We start from the raw sequence: 24,216 nt of genomic DNA, 5'->3' as shown, positions 1-24,216 counted from the left end.
CTAATCAATCAACGATCGTCCAGTGCAAGCGAAGCTGGGCGTTCCAGCCAGCCACCTGCACCGTCCGGCACTAGTTCTATCAACTCGATCCCGTCTTCGCGTACACCGGTAACACGGCCATCGCTCTGGCCCATGTACACCCCAGGGCGTACACGGTAAGTGACCTTGTCCGGTCCCATCACCAGTGCCACCGCACCCGCGCCGCTACCGATCGTGCCAACCATGTCCAAGCTGTCGAGCGGGAACCCTTCAAGCGGCTCCTTGCGACGGTTCGGATCCGGCCGCAACTGGCTGTTGCCGTCATCGGACACCCACGCATCACTGAACGGATCGCGCAGGCCCTGAGCGGAGTATTCGAAGGTCTCGAACTGCTGCATCACTGGCAACGGTGACAATGGATCGGCCGGACGTGCGCGCTCGTCGGCAGTCCATTTTTCAAGATTAGGCGCGTCACCAGGCGTACTGGTGATGCCGCGGGCGCAACCGCCCAGCAGTACCACGCACACCACGCCCAAAGCCAGGGAGGAAACACTACGCATGATTACTTCCCTCCTTTTTTCTGAGCATCGGCAGCTGCCTTTTCCTGATCAGCAAGTTCGGTGTCATCCAAATAGCGGTAGGTCTTGACCGTACCGGACAACTCCAGCGCGCCACCAGGCGTAATCACGCCCTGACCGCCCTTGGGCTTCAGATTGATGTCGTGCATGGTCAGGATGACCACGCGCGGCAGCGAGGCCACGCCACTGACGAACGCACCAAACTGGTGGTAGCTGCCTACCAGGCGCAGCGCGATCGGCTTCTCGGCGTAGAACTCTTTCAATGTCTCATCGCCGGGTTTGAACAATTCATTGTTCAGGCCGCTGGACAACGCGGTCTGCGAAACATCAATGATCAAGTCCGGCATCTCGGTCTTGCTGGGCAACTGCCGCAACATCTGCTGCAACACCTGCTCCATCTGTGCCAGTTGCTGCTTCAGCGGCTCCAGATTGACCGCGCGCTTCTGCTCCTTCTCGAAGTCCCCGCGCAGCGTCGCTTCTTTACTGACCAGACCTTCCAGCTCATCCCTCTGCCCACTGATGACCAGCAGGTAGGACAGACCGATGATCAATACCGAGAGCAGCACGCAGAACACGATCTTCGCGTTACGCGGCCAAGCGCCGATGTTATTGAAGTCCAGCTCTTTAGCGTTGAATTTCTTGCTCACGAACGGGCCTCCTTCTGCGCCGGCGCGGCCGGTACTGTGCCGCCCTTGGCCTTCTCAGCCCCGCTGGCAGGCCCCGCCGGGGCTACCGGCTGCGCAGCTGCGGGAGCAACAGGTGCGGTTGCAGCAGGCGCTGTAGCAGCCGGAGCCACTGCTGTACCAGCAGCAGCCGAAGCTGGAGCCGCCGCCGCATCGCCGGTGACCACGACATCAGCACCTTCGGACTTAGCGTCACTGGGTGCCGGCAGCTGTACCTTCAGCGTGAACACGTACGGCAAGGACTTGATGTCGACAACGGCACCGCCCTTTTCCTGCGCATCCTGCGCACGTGCCTCGATGATCGACAGCTCCGGGTTGGTCATCCAGCCAGAATTCTCCAGGTTGCGCATATAGGCACTGACGCGTGCATTGGATTGCGTGCGGCCTTCCAGGGTCAGCGTATCGCCTTCCTGCTTGAGCGCCGTCAGCACCACGCCATCAGGAATCGTGCGCACCAGCGAATCAAACAGGTGCACCATCTGCGAACGCTTGCCCTGCAGTTCCTCGATCACCTTTTTGCGGGCCAGCAGACGATCTTTCTGCTTGTCCAGGCGTTCGATTTCCTTGTTCTGCTCCTTGACCTTGGCGATCTCGGTCTCAAGATACGCATTGCGCTCGTTCTGCCCGCTGATCTGCTGGCTGAAGTAGAACCACAGCAAACCCGACAGCACCACGCCGCTGAGCGCGGCAAAGCCCAGCATCCCGTAGAACTCACGTTGACGCTGTTTGCGGCGCTCCTCGCGCCATGGCAATAGGTTGATCCGTGCCATCAGTCAAACCCCCTCATGGCCAGACCCGTCGCGATCATCAGCGCCGGCGCATCCTGGTTCAGTGCATGCGCCTGGACCTTCGGCCCCAACGTCATCTGCGCCAAGGGGTTGGCAACTGACGTCGCCACGCCAAGCTGCTCTTCGACCATGGTCGGCAAGCCGATCAGGGCAGCACAGCCGCCAGCCAGGACGATGTGGTCAACGCGGTTGAACTCGCTGCCGGCGTAGAAGAACTGCAACAGGCGGCTGATCTGCTGCACCGTCGCTTCCTTGAACGGCTCCAGCACTTCAACCTCGTAACTCTCGGGCAAGCCGCCCTGGCGCTTGGCCAAGCCTGCTTCCTCGTAGCTCAACCCGTAGCGGCGCATCACTTCGTCGGTGAGCTGCTTGCCGCCGAACACCTGTTCGCGGCTGTACAGGCTGCGGCCACCACGCAAGACGTTGAGCGTGGTCATGGTTGCGCCGATGTCGACCAGCGCTACCACCCCATCACTGGGTACAGCCAGCTCGCTGGCGACCAATGCAAAGGCGTTCTCAATAGCGAACGCTTCCACATCCATCACCTTGGCGGTCAGCCCACCCAGCTCCAGCGCGGACTGACGCAGCTCCACGTTCTCAGAGCGCGACGCAGCCAGCAGTACCTGCACCATTTCTGGATTGTTCGGCACTGGGCCCAGTACTTCGAAATCGAGGTTCACTTCGTCGATCGGGTACGGGATGTAGTTCACCGCCTCCAGTTCGACCTGTGCCTCCATGTCGTTCTCGTCCAGATCTGCTGGCATCGGGATCACCTTGGTGATCACCGCAGAACCGGCAACGGCAGCAGCAGCCCCCTTGGCCTTGCTGCCCGAACGCGCAACAGCCCGGCGAATCGCTTCGCCGACTGCTTCGACCTCGACAATGTTCTTCTCCACCACCGCGTTCGGCGGAAGAGGTTCCACGGCGTAATGTTCCACGCGGAAACGATTACCGCTGCGGGAAAGCTGAAGCAGCTTTACCGCAGTCGAACTGATGTCGACACCAATGATTGGTGCCTGACTCTTTGGGATAAGCCCCACGGATTCTCCCCTGCCGACGGGCACTTGGACGCAAGTCTTGCGTCGGCGCATTAATAACGTTTTTTCAGCAAATGGCAACCATCCGGAATGCGAGACGCGATCTGCATCACGCCGCCCAGCTGTATCCCCATTTGCTCTCCCCAGGACGCGGCCCCAGCCGCTCCCCTGCGTAATCTATACTCTGCGGCTACAAAAACCGCAATCGGGACTTCTGGATGCCACGTTTTCGTCGCTGGCTGCGTTGGCTGCTGGCCCTCTTTGTCGCCTTCTCCCTGGTCGGCGCGATCGCCATCGGCTCGCTCTATTACGTTGTCTCGTCCAAGCTCCCGGACGTACAGGCACTGCGCAATGTTGAATTGCAGGAGCCAATGTATGTTTATGATAACGAAGGGAAATTGATGGCGGTATTCGGCGAGACACGCCGTTACCCGGTGCAGATGAAGGACGTTCCGGAGCGCCTGAAGCAGGCTTTCCTGGCCACCGAGGACGCCCGTTTCTACCAACACGACGGCATCGACTACAAGGGTATTGCCCGCGCCGTATGGCTGATCGCACGCACCGGCTCCAAGGACGGTGTACCCGGCGGATCGACCATTACCCAGCAGGTTGCGCGGCAATTCTTCCTCAGCAGTGAGGTCAGCTACACGCGCAAATTCGCCGAAATCCTGCTCGCCCGCAAAATCGAGAGCGAGTTGAGCAAGGACGAGATCTTCGAGCTGTACCTAAACAAGAGCTTTTTTGGCAACCGCGCGTATGGCATCGGTGCCGCCGCCGAGTACTACTACGGCAAGAAGCTGGGCGAGCTCGACCTGGACGAAATGGCCTCGTTGGCCGGCATCCCCAAGTTCCCGTCCAGCGGCAACCCGCTGAGCAACCCCGAACGTGCACGCCAGCGCCGCGACAACTACGTGCTGCAGCGCATGGCAGACCTGGGCTATGTCAGCCAGGCCGAAGCCGATGCGGCCAAGGCTGTGGCCATGCACGCCAGCCCGCACGAGCCGCCGGTGCAGGTCTATGCGCCGTACGTGGCCGAGCTGGTGCGCCAGGAAATGATCGCCAAGTACGGCGGCGACGTGCTCAACAAGGGCTACCACGTCACCACCACCATCAATGGCCAGCTGCAGGAGGCCGCCAACACAGCGGTGCGCGATGGCCTGATCACCTATGACCATCGCCATGGCTGGCACGGCGTGGAACAGCACTTCGACGTCACGGCCGATGCCGACAACACCGCATTGGCCAGGCATATCGCCGGCATTCCCGCACAGTCGGGCATGCAACCTGCGGTGGTTGCGGCTACCCATGCCGACGGCGGCATCACCGTGGTACTGGCCGACCGCAGCGAACTGGTACTGCCAGTTGCGTCCAGCCGCTGGACCAACCGCAGCCCGGCCAAGCTGGTCACCCGCGGCGACATGATCCGCGTGCGGGCCGGTGCGAAGGAAGGCGAGTGGTTGATCGACCAGATTCCACGCGGGCAAGCCGCGCTGGTTTCGGTGGATGCCGAAAGTGGCGCATTGCGCGCCCTGGTCGGCGGTTTCAGCTTTGCCGGCAACAAGTTCAACCGCGCTACCCAGGCGCGCCGCCAGCCTGGCTCCAGCTTCAAGCCGTTCATCTATGCCGCCGCCTTCGACAAGGGCTTCAACCCGGCCTCGATCGTGCTGGATGCGCCCGTGGTGTTCCGCGACCGCCGCGGCAAGACCTGGCAGCCGCAGAACGATGGCGGCGGCTTCCGCGGCCCGATGCGCCTGCGCGAGGCCCTGGTGCAATCGCGCAACCTGGTCTCGGTGCGCCTGCTCGACAGCATGGGCGTGGACTATGCGCGCAAGTACATCAGCGAATTCGGCTTCCAGGAGGCGGAGTTGCCGCCGAACCTGTCGATGTCGCTGGGCACCGCCTCGCTGACCCCGTTGTCGGTGGCGCGTGGCTATGCCGTATTCGCCAACGGCGGCTCGCGCGTGGACACCTGGATCGTCGACGAGATCAAGGACCGCGAAGGCAATGTGATCTTCAAGGAGAACCCGGCCATGGCCTGTCGTGGCTGTGGCGGCACCTCTGCCTCCGGCACGGCCCCCGTCAGCCAGGTGGTGGACGGCTTCAACTTTGGCGCCGAGGCGGCACCCGCCCCAGTCGCCGCCAAGCCCGCCGAGGCCAAGCCTGAGGCCATCGAGCCAGCCAAGCCGGTCAACCCGAACGCCCGCACCGCACCGCGCGCCATCGACGAACGTACCGCTTACCAGCTGGTATCGATGATGCGCGACGTGGTCCAGCGCGGCACCGGCACCGCCGCCAAGGTTCTAGGCCGCGAAGATGTGGGCGGCAAGACCGGCTCCACCAACGACCACCGCGACGCCTGGTTCTCCGGCTTCGGTGGCCCGCTGGCAACCACCGTATGGGTCGGCCGCGACGACTTCCGCTCGCTGGGCTACCGCGAATACGGCGGCAAGGCCGCCCTGCCGATCTGGATCGACTACATGCGTGTCGCGCTGAAGGACGCTCCCATCGCCAAGAACGACCCGCCCTCGGGCATGGTCCAGGCGACGCTGAATGGCGCTGTTGAGTGGGTCAAGACCGAAGACCTGGACCGCGTACAGGACTTCGACTTCGGCCAGCAGAGTCACACCACCGACGACGCGGCCTTCGATATCTTCTGATTCGGCCAACAGGCGGCGGGACGCAAGCCCCGCCGCCTGCCTACAATCGGGCCAGCAACCACGAGGGTAGAGCCCGATGCCGTCATCGCCGCCGCAATCACCTCCCCGCAACAGCCGCGAACGGCAACTGATCGCGCAGGAGGCAGCTCGCCTGATCGCCGAAAGCGGCATCCATGACCTTGAGCACGCGCGCCGCAAGGCAGCCAGCAAACTCGGCATTACCGCCGAAATCCTGTGGCCACGACTAAGTGAGATCGAGCAGGCACTGCGCGAGCACCAATTGCTGTTTGCCTCCAGCAGCCAGCCTGGCGCGTTACGCCTGCATCGTGAGTCGGCATTGCAGGCCATGCAGTTCCTGCAGGCCTTCCAGCCACGCCTGACCGGCGCAGTGTTGAGTGGCCTGGCCGATGGCAACAGCCCGGTCATCCTGCACCTGCACTGCGACGATGCAGATGCCGTGCAGCGCTTTCTGCATGAGCAACGCATCCCGGCCGAAGCACGCGCCTGGCCATTGCGACTGGCCGGCCATCCGTCAAAGCAGCACTACCCCGGCTGCGAGTTCGCCGCTGACGGCATCGCCTTCGAGCTGGTGGTATTGCCAGAGGACGCATTGCGGCAGCCGCCGGTATCTGCCGATGACGGCAAACCACTGCCACGCGCGACGCTGACGCAGCTGAAGCAACTACTGGCCTTGAATTTGTAGGAGGGTCGTAGTGCCGAGCCATGCTCGGCAGAGGCATTCCCGGTAAAGCCCCTACCGAGCATCTCTGCTCTTGTGGGAGCGGCGTAAGCCGCGAAGCTGACCTTGCGCGAAAGCGCGAGAGCCCCCCTCCCCAACCCTCCCCTTGCCTACGGCAAAGGGAGGGAACGATAGTGCCGAGCCATGCTCGGTAGAGGCCTTCCAAGCAACACCTCAGCGTAGTGCCGAGCCATGCTCGGCAGGAGCCTTCCAAGCGACCATCAACGGCGAGGCCGATCACGTGTCTGATCTCAGCCAAACGCCATCTGCGCAATGCAGCTCAATGTAGAAAAGCTTCGACTGGCTCCGGTCGCTGCACCGGCTTCGCGGCTTACGCCGCTCCTACAAGAGCATCTGGCTCATCTTGGCACTAGCGTACGAACAACAAAAAACCCCGCCGAAGCGGGGTTTTCATCGTGATGGAAGCGGCGCATCGCTGCGCCGTTGCCATTACTTGTAATCGCGCACGTCGTGGCCGGTGTAGACCTGGCGCGGACGGCCAATCTTCATTTCCGGATCAACCTGCTGTTCCAGCCAATGCGACACCCAACCAGCGGTGCGGCCCAGGGCGAACATGACCGTGAACATCTCGGTCGGGATGTTCAGTGCCTTGTAGATGATGCCGCTGTAGAAGTCGACGTTCGGGTACAGCTTGCGGGCAACGAAGTACTCGTCCTGCAGCGCAGCCTGTTCCAGCTTGATGGCAACATCCAGCAACGGATCCTGCACGCCGAGCTGACCCAGCACCTGCTTGGTCATCTCACCGATCACCTTGGCGCGCGGGTCGAAGTTCTTGTACACGCGGTGGCCGAAGCCCATCAGACGGAAACCCGAGGTCTTGTCCTTGGCCTTGACCACGGCGGACTCGACGTTGTCAGCCGAGCCGATCTCTTCCAGCATCTTCAGCACGGCTTCGTTGGCGCCGCCATGTGCCGGGCCCCACAGCGCGGTGACGCCAGCGGCGACCGAAGCGTACGGGTTGGCGCCGGTGGAACCGACCAGACGCACGGTCGAGGTCGAGGCGTTCTGCTCGTGGTCGGCATGCAGGATGAACAGCAGGTCCAGTGCCTTGACCACGTCCTTGTTCAGGTCGTACTTGCCGTCGGCCGACTCGAAGGTCTGCTTCAGGAAGCGGCTGACGTAGTCCAGCGAGGTGTCCGGCTTGTTGGCCGGCAAGCCAGCGCCGTGACGGTAGATCAGTGCCGACAAGGTCGGAACCTTGGCGATCAGACGCACCGCAGCCTGGCGGCGCTGTTCGGCGTCATCCAGATCCAGCGAAGCGTGGTACTTGGCCGACAGCTGCGCGATCGAGGCAGCCAGGATCGCCATCGGATGCGCGTCCTTGGCGAAGCTGCCGATCAAGGTGTTGATCGATTCATCAACGCCGGCTTCAGCGGTCAGTTCGGCTTCGAAAGCCTTCAGCTGGTCGGCGCTCGGACGATCGCCATTGATCAGCAGGTAGGCCACTTCGACGAAGCTGGACTTGGCAGCCAGCTGTTCGATCGGATAGCCGCGGTACAACAACACGCCCTTGTCGCCATCGATGTAGGTGATGGCCGACTTGCAGCTTGCAGTGGCGGTATAGCCCGAGTCGTAGGTGAAGAGACCGGTTTCCTTGGTCAGCTTCGAGATATCGACGCAGTTATTGCCCAGCACGGGTTTGACGACAGGCAGAACGACCGACGTATCGCCGGCGTTGAGCGTGACCTGATCAAGATCGGACACAGTGTGCGCTCCTCAAGTGGAAGGCGCCTGTCCTGACGAATGGGGTGCGGGCAGGCGCGTGAAGGAATTCCGCAGTTTTCCACTGCGGTTCCGACGATTATCGCACAGCAGCATTTGCAGATTGCGAAGACAAAAGTCTTATAGCCGGAGTTTCCACGCGACACAGCATCGCGCTGGCACAACGGCCAGATTCTGCAATGGTTCAGCTGTACGGCAAGCAAGACAAAACAACGGCCGCGCAGGGCGCGGCCGTTGTCTGTGCAGCAACAACAGTTCGATTAGCGCGCGTAGCGCTTCTGGAACTTGTCGATGCGGCCGCTGGTATCGATAACCTTGTGCTTGCCCGTGTAGAACGGGTGCGAAGCCGAGGAAATTTCAACCTTGACGAGCGGATATTCTTCGCCGTCTTCCCACTTGACCGTGTCCTTCGAGGACATGGTCGAACGGGTCAGGAACTTGAAATCAGAGGTCACGTCGTGGAAAACGACGTTGTGGTAATCAGGATGGATATCGGCCTTCATGGGGCTCACACCGTATTGTCTGGTGGTCAAGACCGCCATTATAGACACGACCTGCCGCTGCAGGCAAGTCGTGTCTGCTGAACCACTTACCCGGACGGTTACTGGCCGAGCAACGCGCCGCGTACCTGGGCCTCGAAACGGGCCTGGTCATAGCCGATCAGCAACGCCGTATTGTCCGCCGCACCGGTCTGGCGGTTCCAATCCACGATGGTAGCGCCGCGGCTGCGGCTGCCGGTCAGTTCGATCGACAGCGGCCGTTGCTCAACCACGGTGCCGCCTTCCGGCTGCAACGCCCACGCCATCGCCAGTGCATCGGCGGCGTACCAGCGCTCACCGCGGCTGTCTTCCGACCACAACCGGGTCTGACGCGAGATCAACTCGTAGAAGCGGGCCTTGTCGGTGTCTGCTGCCAGCCACTGCTCGACATCGCGATGCATCAGACCGTGGGCGATGGTGGCTTCCCAATCGGCGACTTCGATGAACGGGAACGAGGTGAACACGATGTGCGCCGCTTCCGGATCGAAAGCGATATTGAACTCTGCCGCCGGCGTGATATTGCCGTGGCCGGTGATTGCGCCGCCCATCACCACAAAGCGCTTCACGCGCTGCGGCAGGCTGGGATCCAGCTTCAGGGCGAGCGCGATATTGGTCAACGGGCCGAGCGCTACCAGCAGCAGTTCGCCGGCATATTGGTGCGATAGGCGCAGGATCGCCAAGGCAGCGTGCTCGGCTTCCACCTTGCGCGCAGTCAGCGGCAAGTCGACATCGCCAAAACCGTCGCGGCCATGCACATGCGCGGCATCTTCAGCCGGGTACACCAGCGGATCGGCGGTACCGGCGAATACCGGCACGTCTTCGCGACCAGCCACTTCGCACAGCTTCAGCGCATTGCGTACGGTGTACTCAAGGCCGACATTGCCCGCTGCCACCGTCAACCCGATCACGTCGTGGCGCTCATCGGCAAAGGCCATCAGCAGTGCCAGCGCGTCGTCCACGCCCGGATCAGTATCAATCAGCAACGGTATCTTCTTGCTCATCTTCTGCTTCACTTCTGGTTGGCCATGGAGTCTGTCACGGCCTCCATGACAGTGGAAGCACGCAATCAGGCCGATGCGTAGCGCACAGCGCCACCGATCCAGCGGTTGACGATGCGATCGGCCAGTTCCGGTGCTTCGCTGAGCAGGCGCTCGGCCAGATCGTGCACGGTCGGCAGCAGACCCGCATCACGCGCCAGATCGGCCACCCGGAACGCCGCCAAACCGGTCTGGCGGGTCCCCAACAGTTCGCCAGGACCACGCAACTCCAGGTCCTTCTCGGCGATCAGGAAGCCATCGGAGGTAAGCCGCATGGTTTCCAGACGCTCACGCGCCATCGCCGACAGCGGCGCCTGGTACATCAACACGCAGCTGGACGCGGTAGCACCACGACCAACGCGGCCGCGCAGCTGATGCAGCTGGGCCAGACCCAGACGCTCGGCGTTCTCGATGATCATCAACGAAGCGTTGGGCACGTCGACGCCAACTTCAATCACGGTGGTGGCGACCAGCAGATCGGTTTCGGCCTGCTTGAAAGCGCGCATCGCCGCCTGCTTTTCCGCCGCCTTCATCCGCCCATGCACCAGCCCGATGCGCAACTCAGGCAACTGTGCCGACAGCGCCTCGAACGTGGTCTGTGCCGCCTGCGCATCCATGCGTGCATTGCCCGGGCCAGCCTCTTCTTCACTTTCCTCGATCAGCGTGCAAACCCAGTACACCTGCCGGCCCTGCTGGCAGGCGATGCGGATGCGCTCGACCAGTTCCGGCCGGCGCTCGGCGCTGATGGCGATGGTCTGCACCGGGGTACGCCCCGGCGGCAGTTCGTCGATGGCCGATACATCCAGATCCGAATACGCCGCCATCGCCAAGGTGCGCGGGATCGGCGTGGCGGTCATCACCAGCTGATGCGGCACCACTCCGGCAGTTGCGCCCTTGTCGCGCAGCGCCAAGCGCTGATGCACACCAAAGCGGTGCTGTTCATCGACTATAGCCAGCGCCAGGTCGTTGAACACCACACTGTCCTGCATCAGCGCATGGGTGCCGACCACCACTTGTGCATGGCCGCTGGCCACCTCTTCCAGCACCTTGGCGCGGGCCTTGCCGGTGACCTTGCCGGCCAGCCAGGCCACGCGCACATCCAGCGGCTCCAGCCAACTGCGCAGATTGGTCAGATGCTGCTCGGCCAACAGCTCGGTTGGTGCGGCCAGCGCAACTTGTTTACCGCGCTCCACCGCCAGCATCGCCGCCAGAGCGGCAACGACGGTTTTGCCAGAGCCGACGTCGCCCTGCACCAGTCGCAGCATCGGATGCGCGCGGGCAAGATCCTTGCGGATCTCGTCGAATACGCGTTGTTGCGCACCGGTCAGTTTGAACGGCAAGGAGTCACGCAGCGCCTTGACCAGACCGTCGCGGCCGCGCAGCGACGGCGCACGATGTTGCTGCAAGGCAATGCGCTGACGGCGCAGGCTGAGGTGGTGGGCCAGCAGCTCCTCCATCGCCAAGCGCCGCTGCGCCGGATGCGTACCCGCACCCAGCGCGCCGATGTCGGCATCGGCCGGCGGCCGGTGCATGGTCAGCATCGCCTCGCGCAATGACGGCAAGCCCATGCCGGCAAGCAAGGCCGGCGGCAACAACTCCAATGTAGCCGCATCAGGCAGGCGATCCAGCGCCTGACCGATCAACTTGCGCAGGCTGGCCGGGCCAATACCCTCCACCGCCGGATACACCGGGTCCAATACCGCACCCAGCGCAGCCTCCTCGCCGTCGCCGAGCACGTGATAACTGGGATGCACGATCTCCAGCCCATTCTGGCCCGCGCGCGGCGTGCCATAGGCGCGCAGGCGCCGGCCAACCGCAAACTGCGACACCTGCGCGGCGCGAAAATGGAAGAAGCGCAGCACCAGGGTGGCACCGGAGTCGTCACTGATCGCCACCCGCAGCACCGGCCGGTAGCGGAAACCACGCTCCACCGCTTCCACCCTGCCCTCCACCTGCGCGGCCATACCGGCCTTCAGCGCGCGGATCGGCAGCAGCGTGGTGCGGTCCTCGTAGCGCAGCGGCAGGTGCAGCCACAGATCCTGCAAGGTGGTCAGGCCGCGCGCTTCAAGCTTGGCCGCCACCCGTGGCCCGACCCCGGCCAGACGGCTCAGCGGTTCGGTGGAAAGATCGAGGATGGCGAGGTCACGACGTGCAGACATTGCATAAGGATGCCGTCATGCGCTGAAAACAGAAACCCCGGCGTGCTTTGACGCCGGGGTTTCCTACTCCCCAAGTGCTGATTTACTGCTACTTTGTCGATTGGCGCCTTGGTGCGGCGGGCTGTACGTGGCGAATAGGCCCTCACCCCCAACCCCTCTCCCGCAGGCGGGAGAGGGGAGCTCCTTGCTCTGTTGGCTCTGTTAGAACTTCACTGTCATCTCGAGCCCGTAGGTGCGCGGATCGGTGATGGTTGCGCCGACTACGCCCAGCGGGTCGTGGCCGTAGGTGTTGAGGCCGCGGACGTACTGCTTGTCGAATACGTTGTTGGCGTACAGCGCCCAGTTCCAGTGCTTCAGCGGTGAAGTCCAGCCGACGCGTACGTCGGTGCGCTGTTGCGATTCACCGATGTTGATCACCTTGCTGATGCCGCAATCGCCCTGAAGATCGGAGCCTGCGTTGCAGCGTTGAGCACCGCGGTAGGCGTGGCGCAGCGAGAAGCGCAGCTGGCCGTTGCCGCCAAGATCGGCCACGTACACCGCGCCGGCCGAGGCGCTGAAACGCGGTTCGCCGGTGGGCGCGCCATCCAGATCAACACCCTCCGGCGTCACATAGTTCTTGTACGTGGAATCAATCCATTCGGCCGCTGCATCCAGGGTCAAACCGTCGGTGACCTTCCAGCGCATGTCGAAGTCCACGCCGGTGGCTTCCAGATCGCTGGTGTCGAACACGTAGACCGGGATGTCGACCGGATTGTTCGGATCCGGATCGATCAGGCGGATCGCCTGGCGGTTGTCGTAGCGGTAGTGGAAAGCGGAGACGTTGTACGAGAAGCGATCGAAGCTCTGCTTCAGGCCGATCTCCAGGTTCCACACGTCCTCGTTTTCGAACGCTGGCCCGATCTGCAGCGCGTTGAAGCCACCGGCCTTGTAACCCTTGGCCAGCGAGCCGAATACCATGGTGTCGTCGTTGAGGTGGTAATCGACGACGAAACGCGGGCTCCAGTCACTCCAGCTCTTCTTGTCGCGCACCAGCTTGCCCTTGTTGACCATGGCCGGCGGATCGATGAAGGCCATGTCGAAGGTCAGCAGCTCGCGGGTGATCGGGATGCCCATGCCGGCCAGCGTCTGAAAGAAGCCCAACGCTTCCAGTGCGCCGAGCTTGGCTTCCAGCCCGGGCGCATTGCGCGTCCCATTGAGCCAGGTGAAGTCCTTCTCGTCGCGGGTGTAGCGCAGGCCGAAGGTCAGGTTGAGGCGATCTGTGGCCTTCCAGATCACATCGCCGAAGGCGGCGTATGAGCTGGTGCTCAGCGTATTGCTGAAGCGCTCGTTCCATTTTTCGCCAACCAGCGAAATCGGAATACCGTTCATCTGTGCCAGCATCGAGGTGAAGCCGAACAGGCTGCCATCGGGCGTTGGTGCAATGCCCATGTTGCGCACGATGTTGTCCACTGCCTCGGTATTGGTATTTACCTCACTGGTCTGGCGCGCGTCCTCATTGAAGTAGCTGGCACCGGCCACCCAGTCGAAGCGCTCGTTGCTGCCGGAGAACTTGAACTCCTGGTAGAAGGTCTCGTTGTTCTCGGTGTTCTTCGAGTCTACGTACAGGTCGAAGCGGTTGGTGCCGTCTTCCTCGGTGTGGTTGGTGGAGTCGTACTTGCGCCAGGAACTGGTGGAGGTGAAATTTCCCCACGACAACGCATGATCGATGATCAGCGCAACGCCGTCGAAGGTGCGCCACTCGGCATTGTCGGCATCGCTATAGGTCTTGATCTTGCGCGGGTCCAGATAGTCGTTCGGGTCCACCGGCACGGGCGGTCGCTGCGGGTAAGCCGGCAGCGGCACGATGCCGGTGGTGACGCGGCCATTCTGGTCCAGGCTTTCGTGATCCCAGGTGACATAGGCGGTGGTGTTGTCGCCGAAGCGGGTCTGCCAGGCCGCACGTGTGGCCCAGACGTTCTCCCCGCCCAGATCCTTGCCGGTGGCACCATCCTGGAACCAACCGTCGCTGGTATTGATCAGCGCATTGAAGCGAAATGCCGAGTTGTCACCGGCGGGGATATTCCACATCGCATCGGCGTATTTCTTGCCGTAGTTGCCTACGCGCACGGTGGCGCGCGCCTCGGTTTGCGCCTGCGGGCGGCGGGTCACCAGCGAGATCGCGCCGGCAGCAGTATTGCGACCAAACAAGGTGCCCTGCGGGCCCTTCAGCACTTCGATCCGCTCCACATCGACGAAGGGCAGCAGCACGCCGCCACCACGCCCGCCGTAGACACCATCAACGAAGATGCCTACCGCCGGATCGGTACCGATACCGAAGTCATCGGTCTCCACGCCGCGCAGCCGGAACGAAGGTTGGGTCGGCTGCACCGCGCTGATCACCAGCCCGGGCACCAGCGAGTCGATGTCGCCTAGATTCTCGGCAGCCACGTCGTTGAGCAGGTTCTGGTCGACTACCTGCAGTGCGATTGGTACGTCCTGTATTTCCTGCTGCCGGCTCTGTGCGGTGACGGTGATGCGGTCCAGCGTGGTAGCAGCATCCTCCGTCGCCGACTGCGCCATTGCCGGGGCGCTCGCCCCCAACACCATCAGCCCGGCCATGGCCCGCTGCAACCCAACTACCAGATTCCGTTGCTTCACTCGCATCGCGTTCTCTCCCACGCAGTGAGGTGTATACCGGCGTCAGACCGCCGGCGGTCCCGTATTGCCCGGCTGGCCTTCGCCAGCGGTATCGCAGTTTGTTTGCAGCGCGTTGATCCATTGCCGGATCAGCGCTACGCCTTCTTTGTGTACGACTGCCCGGCCAACCTCGGGCATCATCACCGCCGGGTCATCACTGTCCATGCGGTAGGCGATGATCGAGGCATCGGCATCGCCCGGCAGGATGTCGTAGCGCCGGTTACCGGTACCCTTGCCCGCAGCGATGGGCTGTTTGCACATGCCCAGTTTCAAATGATCCTGGGTGGGCGCATCCAGCCACAGGCCCGAGGTGATGGCCGGGCCGGTGCGGCTATGGCAGTGGCCACAGTTCACGTCCAGATAGGCGCGCGCACGTGCATCCAGCGGCGCGGCGGGATCAGTGGCATCGGCAGCGCGTGGCAACTGCGCCTGCGCAGGCAGGCCATTCAGATAGCCGAGTTTGGCCAGATGCGCGAGCTGGTTGTCGCGCCCGCTGAGGTAGTCGAAATCGCGATTGAGATTGCGGGCCTTGGGGCCGATCGGCAGCAGCTTGCGCGAGCGGTTGTCGGTGATATGGCAACCACCGCACTGGTTCTGGTCCGGCACCTGATAGGCAAATCCCTCGCGCGAGCCATCGGCGGCAACCAGCTCCAGATCCACGCTGGCACCGGTGCGTTGCAAGGTCGCTTCTGTCTGCTGCTGGTTCCACACATAAGGCAGCGCCACCCAGCCTTCCTTGCGGTGGACCAGCAACCGGGTTTCGATCAGCCGTACCTTGGACAGATCCAGGCTTTCTTCGTGCAATGCCGACTGCGACGGCGGCGTACGCGCCACCGACTTGCCATCGGCTGCACCGGTCGCCGGCAGCGGATAGTAGAAGGTCTTGCTGAGAATGGTGCCGACCGGGAAGTCGAAGGCATGCTCGGACTGGTAGCCGGCCGCCTGCCCCTTCGGCATCCACACCGTGCGCAGCTTGTGCGCGTAATCGCTGAACAGCGGCGTGTTCAGGTCATACGGCACCACGCCGTCATTGAGTGACAGCTTGCCATCGCGGATGCGCAGCACATGCCACTCATCCAGCGTCGCCGGCTGGCCCTGCTCGAAGAAATGCACCGCAGCTGGTTTGCCGCAGGCAACCAGCACCAGCAAGGTGCTGACCAAGACAATCACCCGCACCATCAGATTGCGCATGCCCAGGCCTCAACCACGCTTCAGATCGATGGCCGGCAGGCGCGGCAGATCGCACTCGAACGGCTTGGCATCCTTGCTCGGATTCTTGTAACCGCCAGGACCATCGGCGTTGACCACGCCGCTGACGTTGCGCAGGCAGATCTGTGGGCCGACCTTGACCCCGTCCACCATGCGCTCCTTGTTGTAATAGCCATCCCACAGTACGTCGGGGAAGTTGCCGGTCAATCCATACAGCGCCACTTTCAGCGCCTTCAGATCCAGCCCGTCGGGCGAATCACCACCACCGGACAAGGTGTTGTTGTGGATGTAAATACGCTCCGGATACGGATCGAAATTGGCCGAGGCACTGCTGTCCTTGTAGCCGGTGGAATAGACGCTGGAAACAATGATGTTGGTGGTGGCGTTGTCGCGCACCTCGTTGTCAAACACCTCGATGTCATCGTTGGAGTTGATGACGATGCCCGAGCCGGCCGGCACGCTGGCCACCGGCGTACCCTTGGCACCGAAGTTCTCGTGGTTGTTGGCGATCACCTTGTTGTTGAACACGCGGATATTGGCGCCCTGCTGCGACAGGCCCGGCATGTTGAACACCAGGATGCCACCGGTGTTGCCGGTGGCTACGTTGTCGTACACATCGGCGTTGCGGGTGTTCTCGACCTCGATGCCGGCCACGTTCTGCTCGGCGCGGCTGTTGCGCACGATCACTCCGTCGGACTGGCCGACGTAAATGCCGGCATCGGAGGCACCGATGGAAATGGTGTTCTCGATCAGCACGTTCTTGGTCAGCACCGGGTAGATGCCATAGGCGCCGTTCTTGGTGCTGGGACCGCCGGTCCATTGGACTTTTACGCCACGGATGGTGATGTTCTCCGACTCGCTGATCTTCAGCCCGTCGCCCTTGGAATCCTCGATGGTGAGGTTCTCGATGGTGAAGTTGTCGCCATTGACCAGCAGCCCCTCGGCGCCGGCCTTCTGTCCCTTGAAGCTGAGCACGGTCTGGTCCATGCCCGCCCCGCGGATGGTCACCCCGTCGGCACGCAGGCTCAGGCTGCGCTCGAACTGGTGGCGGCCGGCCGGGATATCGATCACATCGCCGGGCTTGGCGTCGAGCAGGCGTTCCTGCAGCGTGGCCGCAAATGCCCCGTCGGCCGCAGCCACGCTTGGTGCCTGCTCGGCCTGCTTCTGGCAGCCGACGACCATGACGGCCAAGGTGGCGGAAACCGCCCAGGTGATGCTGCGCTGCATGACGTGCTCCCATACGGTGGCCGATGTTGGGCGCAGTCTGGCCTTCAGGCAGTGTTCACGCGAAGGGCAAGAACGGCATACTTGGGGGGGCAAAGCGGACAAGCTGGAGGGGCTTGAATGCAACGCAGGAATCCGGCCAGCGACCGTTTGGCCATCGCCAACGTGCCAACCAACATGCTCAGCGGCTTGCTGCTGCTTGGCAGTGAGTTGGGTGTGGACACTGAAACCTGGCTGGCCGGCCTGCACCTGAGCAGCGAGCAGCTCAACGATCCGCGCACCCGTATTTCCTATCGGCAGGCATACGAGGTGATCCGCCGTGCCCTGCCTACGCTGCCCATCGATGCCGCCGGGCTGGCCATGGGCGGCGCCCAGAACGGCGGTAATTTCGGCCTGTTGGGCTTGGCGATGAAGACCGCGCGCACCTTTGGTGACGCAGTGAAGATCGGTCTGGACTATCAGCGCAACCTGGGCCCGTTGATGGATCTGGTGCTGGACGACAGCAAGCCGGAGACCCTGTCCATCATCGCCACTGCACCCGAGCAGGCGCATGACCTGCTGCCCTTCCTGTGTGAGGAAATGTTTTCCAGCATCCTGATGCTGGGGCGTGAACTGGCCGGCGATGCCTTCAGCCCCGTGCGGCTGGAACTGAGCTACCCGGCCCCGGCCACACTGGATGCGTACCGCAAAGTGTTCCGCTGCGAACCCAGCTTCAATCAGCCGCGCAATGCCATCGTGGTCGAGCGGCGCTGGATGCAACTGCCTTTTGCCAGCTACAACCCGGTGACCTCGCAACAAGCCTTGTCGCTATGCCGCGCGCAACTTGCCACGCAGGCGATGCGCGGTGAAACCACCGCCGTGCTGGAACGCCTGCTGCGCACCCGGCTTCGCGACAACCCGCAGATGAGCGATGTGGCCCAAGCGCTGCACTCCAGCGAGCGCACACTGCGTCGGCAGCTTGCCGATGAGGAGACCAGTTTCAGTGAGGTGCATGACCGGCTGCGCGCCGAGCTGGCACTGGAGTTACTACAGAACCCCGAGCTGAGCATCGCCGCGGTAGGCAACCAACTCGGCTTCAACGATGCACGTGAGTTCCGCCGCGCGTTCAAGCGCTGGACCGGTCATACCCCCAGCGAAACCCGCCAGCATCCTGGCTGAAACGCAGATGCACGGCGTTGGCCGGGCATCTGCGGTCACACATGCACGCTGCGACAGATCAGTCGATGATCATGATCGCGTCGACTTCGAACGCGGCGCCCTTCGGCAGGCCCGACACTTCGATGGTGGAACGGGCCGGGAACGGGGCCTGGAAGTATTCCTGCATCACTGCATTGACCTTGGCGAACTCACCCAGGTCGGTCAGGTACAGGCCAAGGCGCACCATCTTGTCCAGCGAACCACCGGCTTCCTCGGCCACGGCCTTGAGGTTGTCGAAGGCGCGGCGGGCCTGCGCGGTGACATCGCCAGCGACGATTTCGCCGGTCGCCGGGTCCAGCGGAATCTGGCCGGAGAAATACACGGTGTTGCCGGCGCGCACGGCCTGCGAGTACGGGCCGATGGCGGCCGGGGCATTGGCGGTGTTGATGATCTGGCGGGACATGGACAGCTCCAGTCTGGAAAAAGGTGAGCCATTGTAACGTCGCCACCTTCACGGCTGCCTGACCGCGCTGGGCGGGCGTTGGTCAAAATATCACCAGCACCCGAAAAGCCATGCAGCACAAGGCCTGCCAAGGCTTATCCACAACTTGTAGGCATCACAGGGCACAGCCTGTGTGGATAGCCGGATGCAGGTAGAGCCGAGCCGTGCTCGGCTGGGGCTTTCCCGGCAGATCCTAAAGGAATTTGTGGGAGCGGCGTAAGCCGCGAAGTCAGTAGTCCATCTGACTGGCAGACATGACGACCGATTCACTGATGTCAGCTTCGCGGCTTACGCCGCTCCTACAAGTGTGCACCCGCTGTATCGGTAGAGCCCCCTGCCGTGCATGGCTCGGCACTACAGTCGAGTCATCCACAGGTCGTGGACAAAATATCACCATGTTTTGCAGAGGCTTGCAGCGCAAGGCCTGCGAAGCCTTATCCACAGCTTGTCTATGCAGCAGGACACAGTCTGTGTGGATAGCGCAACGCGGCGTTGTAGGAGCGGCGTAAGCCGCGAAGCAGATGGTCCAACAAACTGCAGCCAGTCCCGCGATTCCAGCTTCGCGGCTGACGCCGCTCCCACAAGTGGCCTGCTTTACCGGTAGAGCCTCTGCCGAGCATGGCTTGGCACTACGCTGCTTGTGCGGTCGGGTTGGGCGTTGGTTCGCCGATTCGGCGCAGCGTGTTGCGGTCGGTGTGGGCGAACGGCTCGCTGCGATCCGGAATGATCAGCACCGTTTCCTGCTCGTACGACCAACTGCCATCGTCGTTGATGGTGACCTCGATCTCGTAGCTGTCGGTACGGAACGCGTGTTCCAGGAACGGGTTGGAGCTGATGCCATTTGTCATCGAGCCGCGCTCGGCACGCAGGCGGAAGCGCTTCGCATCAGGCGCCGCCTTGCCCACCGCCATCGCGGTCTGCCCGCGTGGGATGGTCAGGGTCTGGATCACCGTGCCGGTGGCCGGCTCCCACAGCCAGTAGCCGACCTGATCGTGGAAGGTCTCCACTTCGCCAGGCTTGTGGATACGCGTGTGGTAACGCAACCCGTAGAACAACTGCGGCCCGTTCGGCTGCGCGTCGATCGGCTGCAGTTCAACGTGTTCGATATAGGCCTGCCGCTCGGGACCATCGGCCTTGGGATTGACGTCCATGCCGCGCTCGCCGATCCAGATGCCGGCCATCGGCGCCAGCGGCCCGAGGTTGGCCAACGTATTGGTATCGGCGGTGGGTTCGGTATAGATGTCTTCCGGGAACGTCGTCATGGGGTACAGCCTTGTTGAGATCCCGGCCATGGTACGCAGAACACGCTACACGCTCACCCCCACCTGTCCACAAGTGATGGACAAAATATCACCATGTTTTGCAGAGGTCCGTGGCACAAGGGCTGTAGAGCCTTATCCACAGCTTGTCTATGCAGCAGGGCACAAGCTGTGTGGATAGGTAGAGCCGAGCCATGCTCGGCTGCAGCATCACCCGTAAAGTCGACATGATTTTTGTAGGAGCGGCGTCAGCCGCGAAGCAGATGATCCTTCAGATTGCGGGCAGGCTCTTGCTTCCATCACTGCCAGCTTCGCGGCTGACGCCGCTCCTACAACCATGTCGGTAAGGCCCTTGCCGAGCATGGCTCGGCACTACATCGTGTTGCCCACAGCTCGTGGACAAAATATCACCATGTTTTGCAGACGGCCGCAGCACAAGGGCTGCGAAGCCTTATCCACAGCTTGTCTATGCAGCAGGACACAGTCTGTGTGGATAGGTAGAGCCGAGCCATGCTCGGCTGGGGCGTTACCGGTAAGCCTGAGGTGATTTTGTAGGAGCGGCGCTGGGTGGCCTCGGGCCATAAGCCGCGAAGCAGATGATCCAACAGATCGCGGGCAGGCTTGCGATTTCAGCCACGCCAGCTTCGCGGCCTTACCGCTCCCACAACCATCGCGGTAAGGCCCTTGCCGAGCATGGCTCGGCACTACATCAGGGCGCCGTTTGTCGAGCCTGGCCCGGCATTATTGGCGGCGGACGGACTGCACTACCTGCAGGCGACGCAGGCGACGCATTACTTCGGCCAGGTGGTTGCGGTCGCGGACCTGGATGTTGAAGCACAGCACCGCTGCGTTGAAATCGCGGTCCAGGTAGTCCACGCGCTCGATGTTGGAATGGCTGTGGGCAATGGCGGCAGCCAGCTGCGCCAGCACGCCGGTGCCGTTTTCCACCTCGACCACCAGTGCGGTGTCGTAATCGCCGACCACGCTGGTATCCCAGCCAATCGGTACCCAGCGATCCGGCGTCTTGCGCAGCTCGGCCAGGTTCGGGCAATCCAGTCGATGCACGACGATGCCCTTGCCGGCGGTGTGGTAACCCATGATGTCGTCGCCCGGAATCGGCTGACAACAGTTGGCAAAACTGACCACGCCGCGTTCGCTGCCGTTGATCAGGATCTTCTCCTGGGCGCGATGGGTGACGCCGCTGGCACGCAGCTCGGCATACGACATCAATGCCTGCGCGGCCTGGGTCGGCATCCAGTTGCCCAGCGCCACGTCGGCCAGGAAGGCCTCCAGACGCGGGTAACGGTGTTCGTTGAGGAAGGCGTCCAGGCGCCCCTTCGGCAGCCGTTCAATCGAGCTATCCATCGCTTCCAGCGCGCGGTCGAGCATGCTGTGGCCGAGCTGCACCGCATCCTCGTGCTCCAGCTGCTTGAGCTGGTGACGGATCGCGGTGCGCGCCTTGCTGCTGACCACGAATTCCAGCCACTGCGGCTTGGGCGAGGCCGAACGCGCAGTGATGATTTCCACCGTCTGCCCGCTGACCAGCCGCGTGCGCAGCGGCACCAGCTTCTTGTCCACGCGTGATGCCACCGCGCGGTTGCCCACGTCGGTGTGCACGGCATAGGCGAAGTCCAGCGCGGTCGAGTTGCGCGGCAGCGCCAGGATCTTGCCCTTGGGCGTGAACAGGTAGACCTCGTCCGGGAACAGATCGACCTTGACGTTGTCCAGGAACTCAAGCGACGAACCGGCGGTGCGCTGCGAATCGATCAGCTCCACGATCCACGCATGCGCCCTGCTCTGCGCGCTGTTGGGGCCGTCGCCGCCGAACTTGTAGGTCCAGTGCGCGGCCACGCCGCGTTCAGCGATCAGGTCCATTTCTTCGGTACGGATCTGTACCTCGATCGGCGAGCCATACGGCCCGAACAGCACCGTGTGCAGCGACTGGTAGCCGTTGGCCTTGGGGATGGCGATGAAATCGCGGAAGCGCCCGTCCAGCGGTTTGAACGCGGCATGCACGCCGCCCAGTGCGTGGTAGCAGTTGGGCACGTTGCGCATCACCAGGCGGAAGCCGAAGACATCCATGACCTGGTCGAAGCTTTTATTCTCCTCGCGCATCTTGGTGTAGATGCTCCAAGGCGTCTTGATGCGGCTGATCAGGCGATGCTCCAGCCCTTCGCGCGCCAGGCGCTGCGACAGCTGTACTTCCACCTGCGCCATCGACTCGCGGCGCACCACCGGCTGGCTGCGGATGTGTTTTTCGATGATGGCGTGACGCCACGGATACAGCGCGCGGAAGCCGAGGTTCTGCAGCTCGGACTTGATCAGGTTCATGCCCAGGCGCTGGGCGATGGGCGCGTAGATATCCAGTGTTTCGGTGGCAATGCGGCGCCGCGCTTCGGCACTCTGCGCGCCCAGAGTGCGCATGTTGTGCAGGCGGTCGGCCAGCTTGATCATGATCACGCGCAGGTCGCGCGACATCGCCAGCAGCATCTTGCGGAAGCTCTCCGCCGCCGCTTCCTGACGGTCGCGGAACTTGAGCTTGTCGAGCTTGGTGACGCCCTCGACCAGATCGGCCACGGCCTGGCCGAACTCGGCGGCCAGTTCTTCGCCGGTCAGCGGGGTGTCTTCGATGGTGTCGTGCAGGATCGCCGCGATCAGGGTTTCGACATCCAGGCCGAGCTCGGCCAGGATGCGCGCCACCGCCACCGGATGGGTGATGTAGGGCTCACCGGATTTACGGGTCTGGCCAGCGTGCGCGGCCGCCCCAACCTCCCAGGCACGACGCAACAGCGGCAGCTGCTCGGTAGGGAGATAGCTGGCTGCGCGTTCGAGTTGCAGTACGTAATCAGGTACCACCCCGCCCGCGGGCGTGGCTACCTGGGCGGAAGGGCCTGGGTTCATGTCAGAAGACTATGCCAGCGGACGTTCCACGGCAATTCCTACAACGCAAACAGCCCGCTTTTGGCGGGCTGTTTGCAGACAACATCAATCAATGGCCAAGAAGCGATCAATCGTCGTTCTTGGACATGTCTTCGTCGGCGACCACTTCAGCGGCTGCCCACTCCAGTGCTTCACGTTCGACACGCTCGCGTTCGGACTTCTCGACTTCCTCGATCAGCTCGTTGTCGATGCGACGGGCAGCGATTTCGCGCAGCGCCAACACGGTCGGCTTGTCCTCGCTCTCGCTGTTGTCGATCGTCGCCTGGACACCATTGGCCAGCTGACGGGCGCGCTTGGACGCCATCATGACCAGCTCAAAACGGTTGTTAACGACTTCCAGGCAATCTTCTACGGTAATGCGGGCCATGCGGGCTCCCGGCGACCTGCAACGGCCGCTCGATCGAATGAGGGAAAGGGGACGGATTGTAAGGGCAGACCGGTCCTGGAATCAAGTCAAGGCCTGAACAGCCCCTTGCGGATCAATCACTTGCTCAGTTTTCAGGGGCCAGCAGCGAGGCAATCAGCTCGGCGTGGCGTTGCTGTTGAGGCTCGCAACGCAGCCGGCTGGCGGCAAAGATCGAGCACATTTCGCCGACGGCGGTGTCGAAATCCTCGTTGATGATGACGTAGTCGAACTCGTTGTAATGCAGCATTTCCTCGCGCGCGGCAGCCAGGCGCTGGGCCATTACCGCCTCGCTGTCCTGGCCGCGCTTGCGCATGCGCTCGTCCAGCGCCTGCCGCGACGGCGGCAGGATGAACACGCTGACCGCACCCGACACCTTCTCGCGTACCTGACGCGCGCCCTGCCAATCGATTTCCAGCAGCACGTCCTTGCCGGCCGCCAGCTGCGGCTCCACCGACTGCCGGGCTGTACCCTTCCAGTCGCCATGCACCAGCGCGTGCTCGAAGAAATCGCCGGCGGCGATCATCTGCTCGAACTCGGTGGCCGGGACGAAGTGGTAGTGCTTGCCGTTCACTTCGCCCGGGCGCATGGCCCGCGAGGTGAAGGAGATCGACAGCGAAATGTGCGGGTCACGCGCCAAGGTGGCGTTGACGATGCTGCTTTTGCCGGCCCCGGACGGGGCAGCGACGATATAGAGGGTGCCACGCATGCGGTGGGCCAACGTCGGAATGGCCCGGCATTGTACCGGCGTGGACGGGTCTGTGCAGGGACCAGGGGTTCATGGCCACCAGGAGCCCTCTGGGAGAGGCTCCACCTGTAGAGCCGAGATCCTATGTTCGCGGTCAAGCCTGCTGGAAGCAGGCTTGACCTATTCTCAGCATGGTCGGATCGAAATCCCGGCCGCTTTTGAATACCCCCCACGCGATT

Annotated in this window: 19 protein-coding genes; 3 read left to right on the top strand and 16 right to left on the bottom strand. The window is 62.8% G+C overall.

What is annotated here, in order from left to right; translation table 11 throughout:
* Nucleotides 1-8: 8 nt before the first annotated feature.
* From ACVOMB_RS14070 to ACVOMB_RS14055, 4 genes are read right to left on the bottom strand one after another with little or no spacing between them, the layout of a single operon-like run.
* The gene (locus tag ACVOMB_RS14070) at nt 9-539 is read right to left on the bottom strand and encodes a pilus assembly protein PilP (protein WP_481531749.1); all 531 of its coding nucleotides are present in this window, start codon (nt 537-539) and stop codon (nt 9-11) included.
* A gap of 2 nt (nt 540-541) precedes the next feature.
* A complete protein-coding gene (locus ACVOMB_RS14065) occupies nt 542-1,204 on the bottom strand; it encodes a type IV pilus inner membrane component PilO (RefSeq protein ID WP_481531748.1) in 663 nt (220 codons plus the stop codon).
* Complete coding sequence (locus tag ACVOMB_RS14060; RefSeq protein WP_481531747.1) at nt 1,201-2,010, bottom strand: PilN domain-containing protein; 810 nt, start codon at nt 2,008-2,010, stop codon at nt 1,201-1,203. The genes ACVOMB_RS14065 and ACVOMB_RS14060 overlap by 4 nt, the downstream gene beginning before the upstream one ends.
* A complete protein-coding gene (locus tag ACVOMB_RS14055) occupies nt 2,010-3,068 on the bottom strand; it encodes a pilus assembly protein PilM (protein ID WP_481531746.1) in 1,059 nt (352 codons plus the stop codon). The genes ACVOMB_RS14060 and ACVOMB_RS14055 overlap by 1 nt, the downstream gene beginning before the upstream one ends.
* 215 nt (nt 3,069-3,283) lie before the next feature.
* Here ACVOMB_RS14055 and ACVOMB_RS14050 point away from each other — a divergent pair, with 215 nt between their 5' ends.
* Nucleotides 3,284-5,722: a penicillin-binding protein 1A gene (locus ACVOMB_RS14050; RefSeq protein WP_481531745.1), complete on the top strand. Its 2,439-nt coding sequence runs from the start codon at nt 3,284-3,286 to the stop codon at nt 5,720-5,722.
* Between the two features lie 76 nt (nt 5,723-5,798).
* Entirely contained in the window at nt 5,799-6,425 is a 627-nt protein-coding gene (locus ACVOMB_RS14045) for a hypothetical protein (RefSeq protein ID WP_481531744.1), read from the top strand.
* Nucleotides 6,426-6,911: 486 nt separating this feature from the next.
* On the opposite strand, the gene ACVOMB_RS14040 is transcribed toward ACVOMB_RS14045, so the two are convergent.
* The 7 genes from ACVOMB_RS14040 to ACVOMB_RS14010 form a co-directional block, all read right to left on the bottom strand.
* Nucleotides 6,912-8,186 (bottom strand): citrate synthase, encoded by a 1,275-nt coding sequence (locus ACVOMB_RS14040; RefSeq protein WP_481531743.1) that lies wholly within the window; start codon nt 8,184-8,186, stop codon nt 6,912-6,914.
* Between the two features lie 278 nt (nt 8,187-8,464).
* On the bottom strand, nt 8,465-8,707 hold the full coding sequence (locus tag ACVOMB_RS14035) for a type B 50S ribosomal protein L31 (protein WP_057629116.1): 243 nt from the start codon (nt 8,705-8,707) through the stop codon (nt 8,465-8,467).
* A 98-nt stretch (nt 8,708-8,805) separates the two neighbouring features.
* On the bottom strand, nt 8,806-9,744 hold the full coding sequence (locus tag ACVOMB_RS14030; RefSeq protein WP_481531742.1) for a nucleoside hydrolase: 939 nt from the start codon (nt 9,742-9,744) through the stop codon (nt 8,806-8,808).
* A gap of 65 nt (nt 9,745-9,809) precedes the next feature.
* Nucleotides 9,810-11,939 (bottom strand): ATP-dependent DNA helicase RecG, encoded by a 2,130-nt coding sequence (recG, locus tag ACVOMB_RS14025; RefSeq protein ID WP_481531741.1) that lies wholly within the window; start codon nt 11,937-11,939, stop codon nt 9,810-9,812.
* Nucleotides 11,940-12,140: 201 nt separating this feature from the next.
* Nucleotides 12,141-14,537: a TonB-dependent receptor gene (locus ACVOMB_RS14020; protein ID WP_481531740.1), complete on the bottom strand. Its 2,397-nt coding sequence runs from the start codon at nt 14,535-14,537 to the stop codon at nt 12,141-12,143.
* An 81-nt stretch (nt 14,538-14,618) separates the two neighbouring features.
* Complete coding sequence (locus ACVOMB_RS14015; RefSeq protein WP_481531739.1) at nt 14,619-15,806, bottom strand: SO2930 family diheme c-type cytochrome; 1,188 nt, start codon at nt 15,804-15,806, stop codon at nt 14,619-14,621.
* Between the two features lie 9 nt (nt 15,807-15,815).
* The gene (locus ACVOMB_RS14010; protein WP_481531738.1) at nt 15,816-17,051 is read right to left on the bottom strand and encodes a parallel beta-helix domain-containing protein; all 1,236 of its coding nucleotides are present in this window, start codon (nt 17,049-17,051) and stop codon (nt 15,816-15,818) included.
* 117 nt (nt 17,052-17,168) lie between these two features.
* Between ACVOMB_RS14010 and ACVOMB_RS14005 the strand changes: the two genes are divergently transcribed.
* A complete protein-coding gene (locus ACVOMB_RS14005) occupies nt 17,169-18,206 on the top strand; it encodes an AraC family transcriptional regulator (RefSeq protein ID WP_481531737.1) in 1,038 nt (345 codons plus the stop codon).
* 58 nt (nt 18,207-18,264) lie between these two features.
* Here ACVOMB_RS14005 and ACVOMB_RS14000 read toward each other — a convergent pair whose 3' ends face one another.
* The 5 genes from ACVOMB_RS14000 to gmk all read right to left on the bottom strand — a co-directional run bounded on the left by ACVOMB_RS14000 (nt 18,265) and on the right by gmk (nt 23,998).
* Nucleotides 18,265-18,648 carry a RidA family protein gene (locus ACVOMB_RS14000; RefSeq protein ID WP_057629049.1) on the bottom strand — a complete coding sequence of 128 codons (384 nt, stop codon included), beginning with the start codon at nt 18,646-18,648 and terminating at the stop codon, nt 18,265-18,267.
* 668 nt (nt 18,649-19,316) lie between these two features.
* Nucleotides 19,317-19,949 (bottom strand): FABP family protein, encoded by a 633-nt coding sequence (locus ACVOMB_RS13995; RefSeq protein WP_481531736.1) that lies wholly within the window; start codon nt 19,947-19,949, stop codon nt 19,317-19,319.
* Between the two features lie 738 nt (nt 19,950-20,687).
* Complete coding sequence (locus ACVOMB_RS13990; protein WP_282271461.1) at nt 20,688-22,847, bottom strand: RelA/SpoT family protein; 2,160 nt, start codon at nt 22,845-22,847, stop codon at nt 20,688-20,690.
* A 106-nt stretch (nt 22,848-22,953) separates the two neighbouring features.
* Nucleotides 22,954-23,253 (bottom strand): DNA-directed RNA polymerase subunit omega, encoded by a 300-nt coding sequence (gene rpoZ, locus ACVOMB_RS13985; RefSeq protein ID WP_481531735.1) that lies wholly within the window; start codon nt 23,251-23,253, stop codon nt 22,954-22,956.
* Between the two features lie 124 nt (nt 23,254-23,377).
* Nucleotides 23,378-23,998 carry a guanylate kinase gene (gene gmk / locus ACVOMB_RS13980; RefSeq protein ID WP_481531734.1) on the bottom strand — a complete coding sequence of 207 codons (621 nt, stop codon included), beginning with the start codon at nt 23,996-23,998 and terminating at the stop codon, nt 23,378-23,380.
* Nucleotides 23,999-24,216: the final 218 nt, after the last annotated feature.

It is taken from the genome of Stenotrophomonas sp. STEN018 (assembly GCF_056760235.1).
The sequence above is the reverse complement of the archived record's forward strand: the minus strand, read 5'-3'. Positions and strand labels throughout refer to the sequence as shown.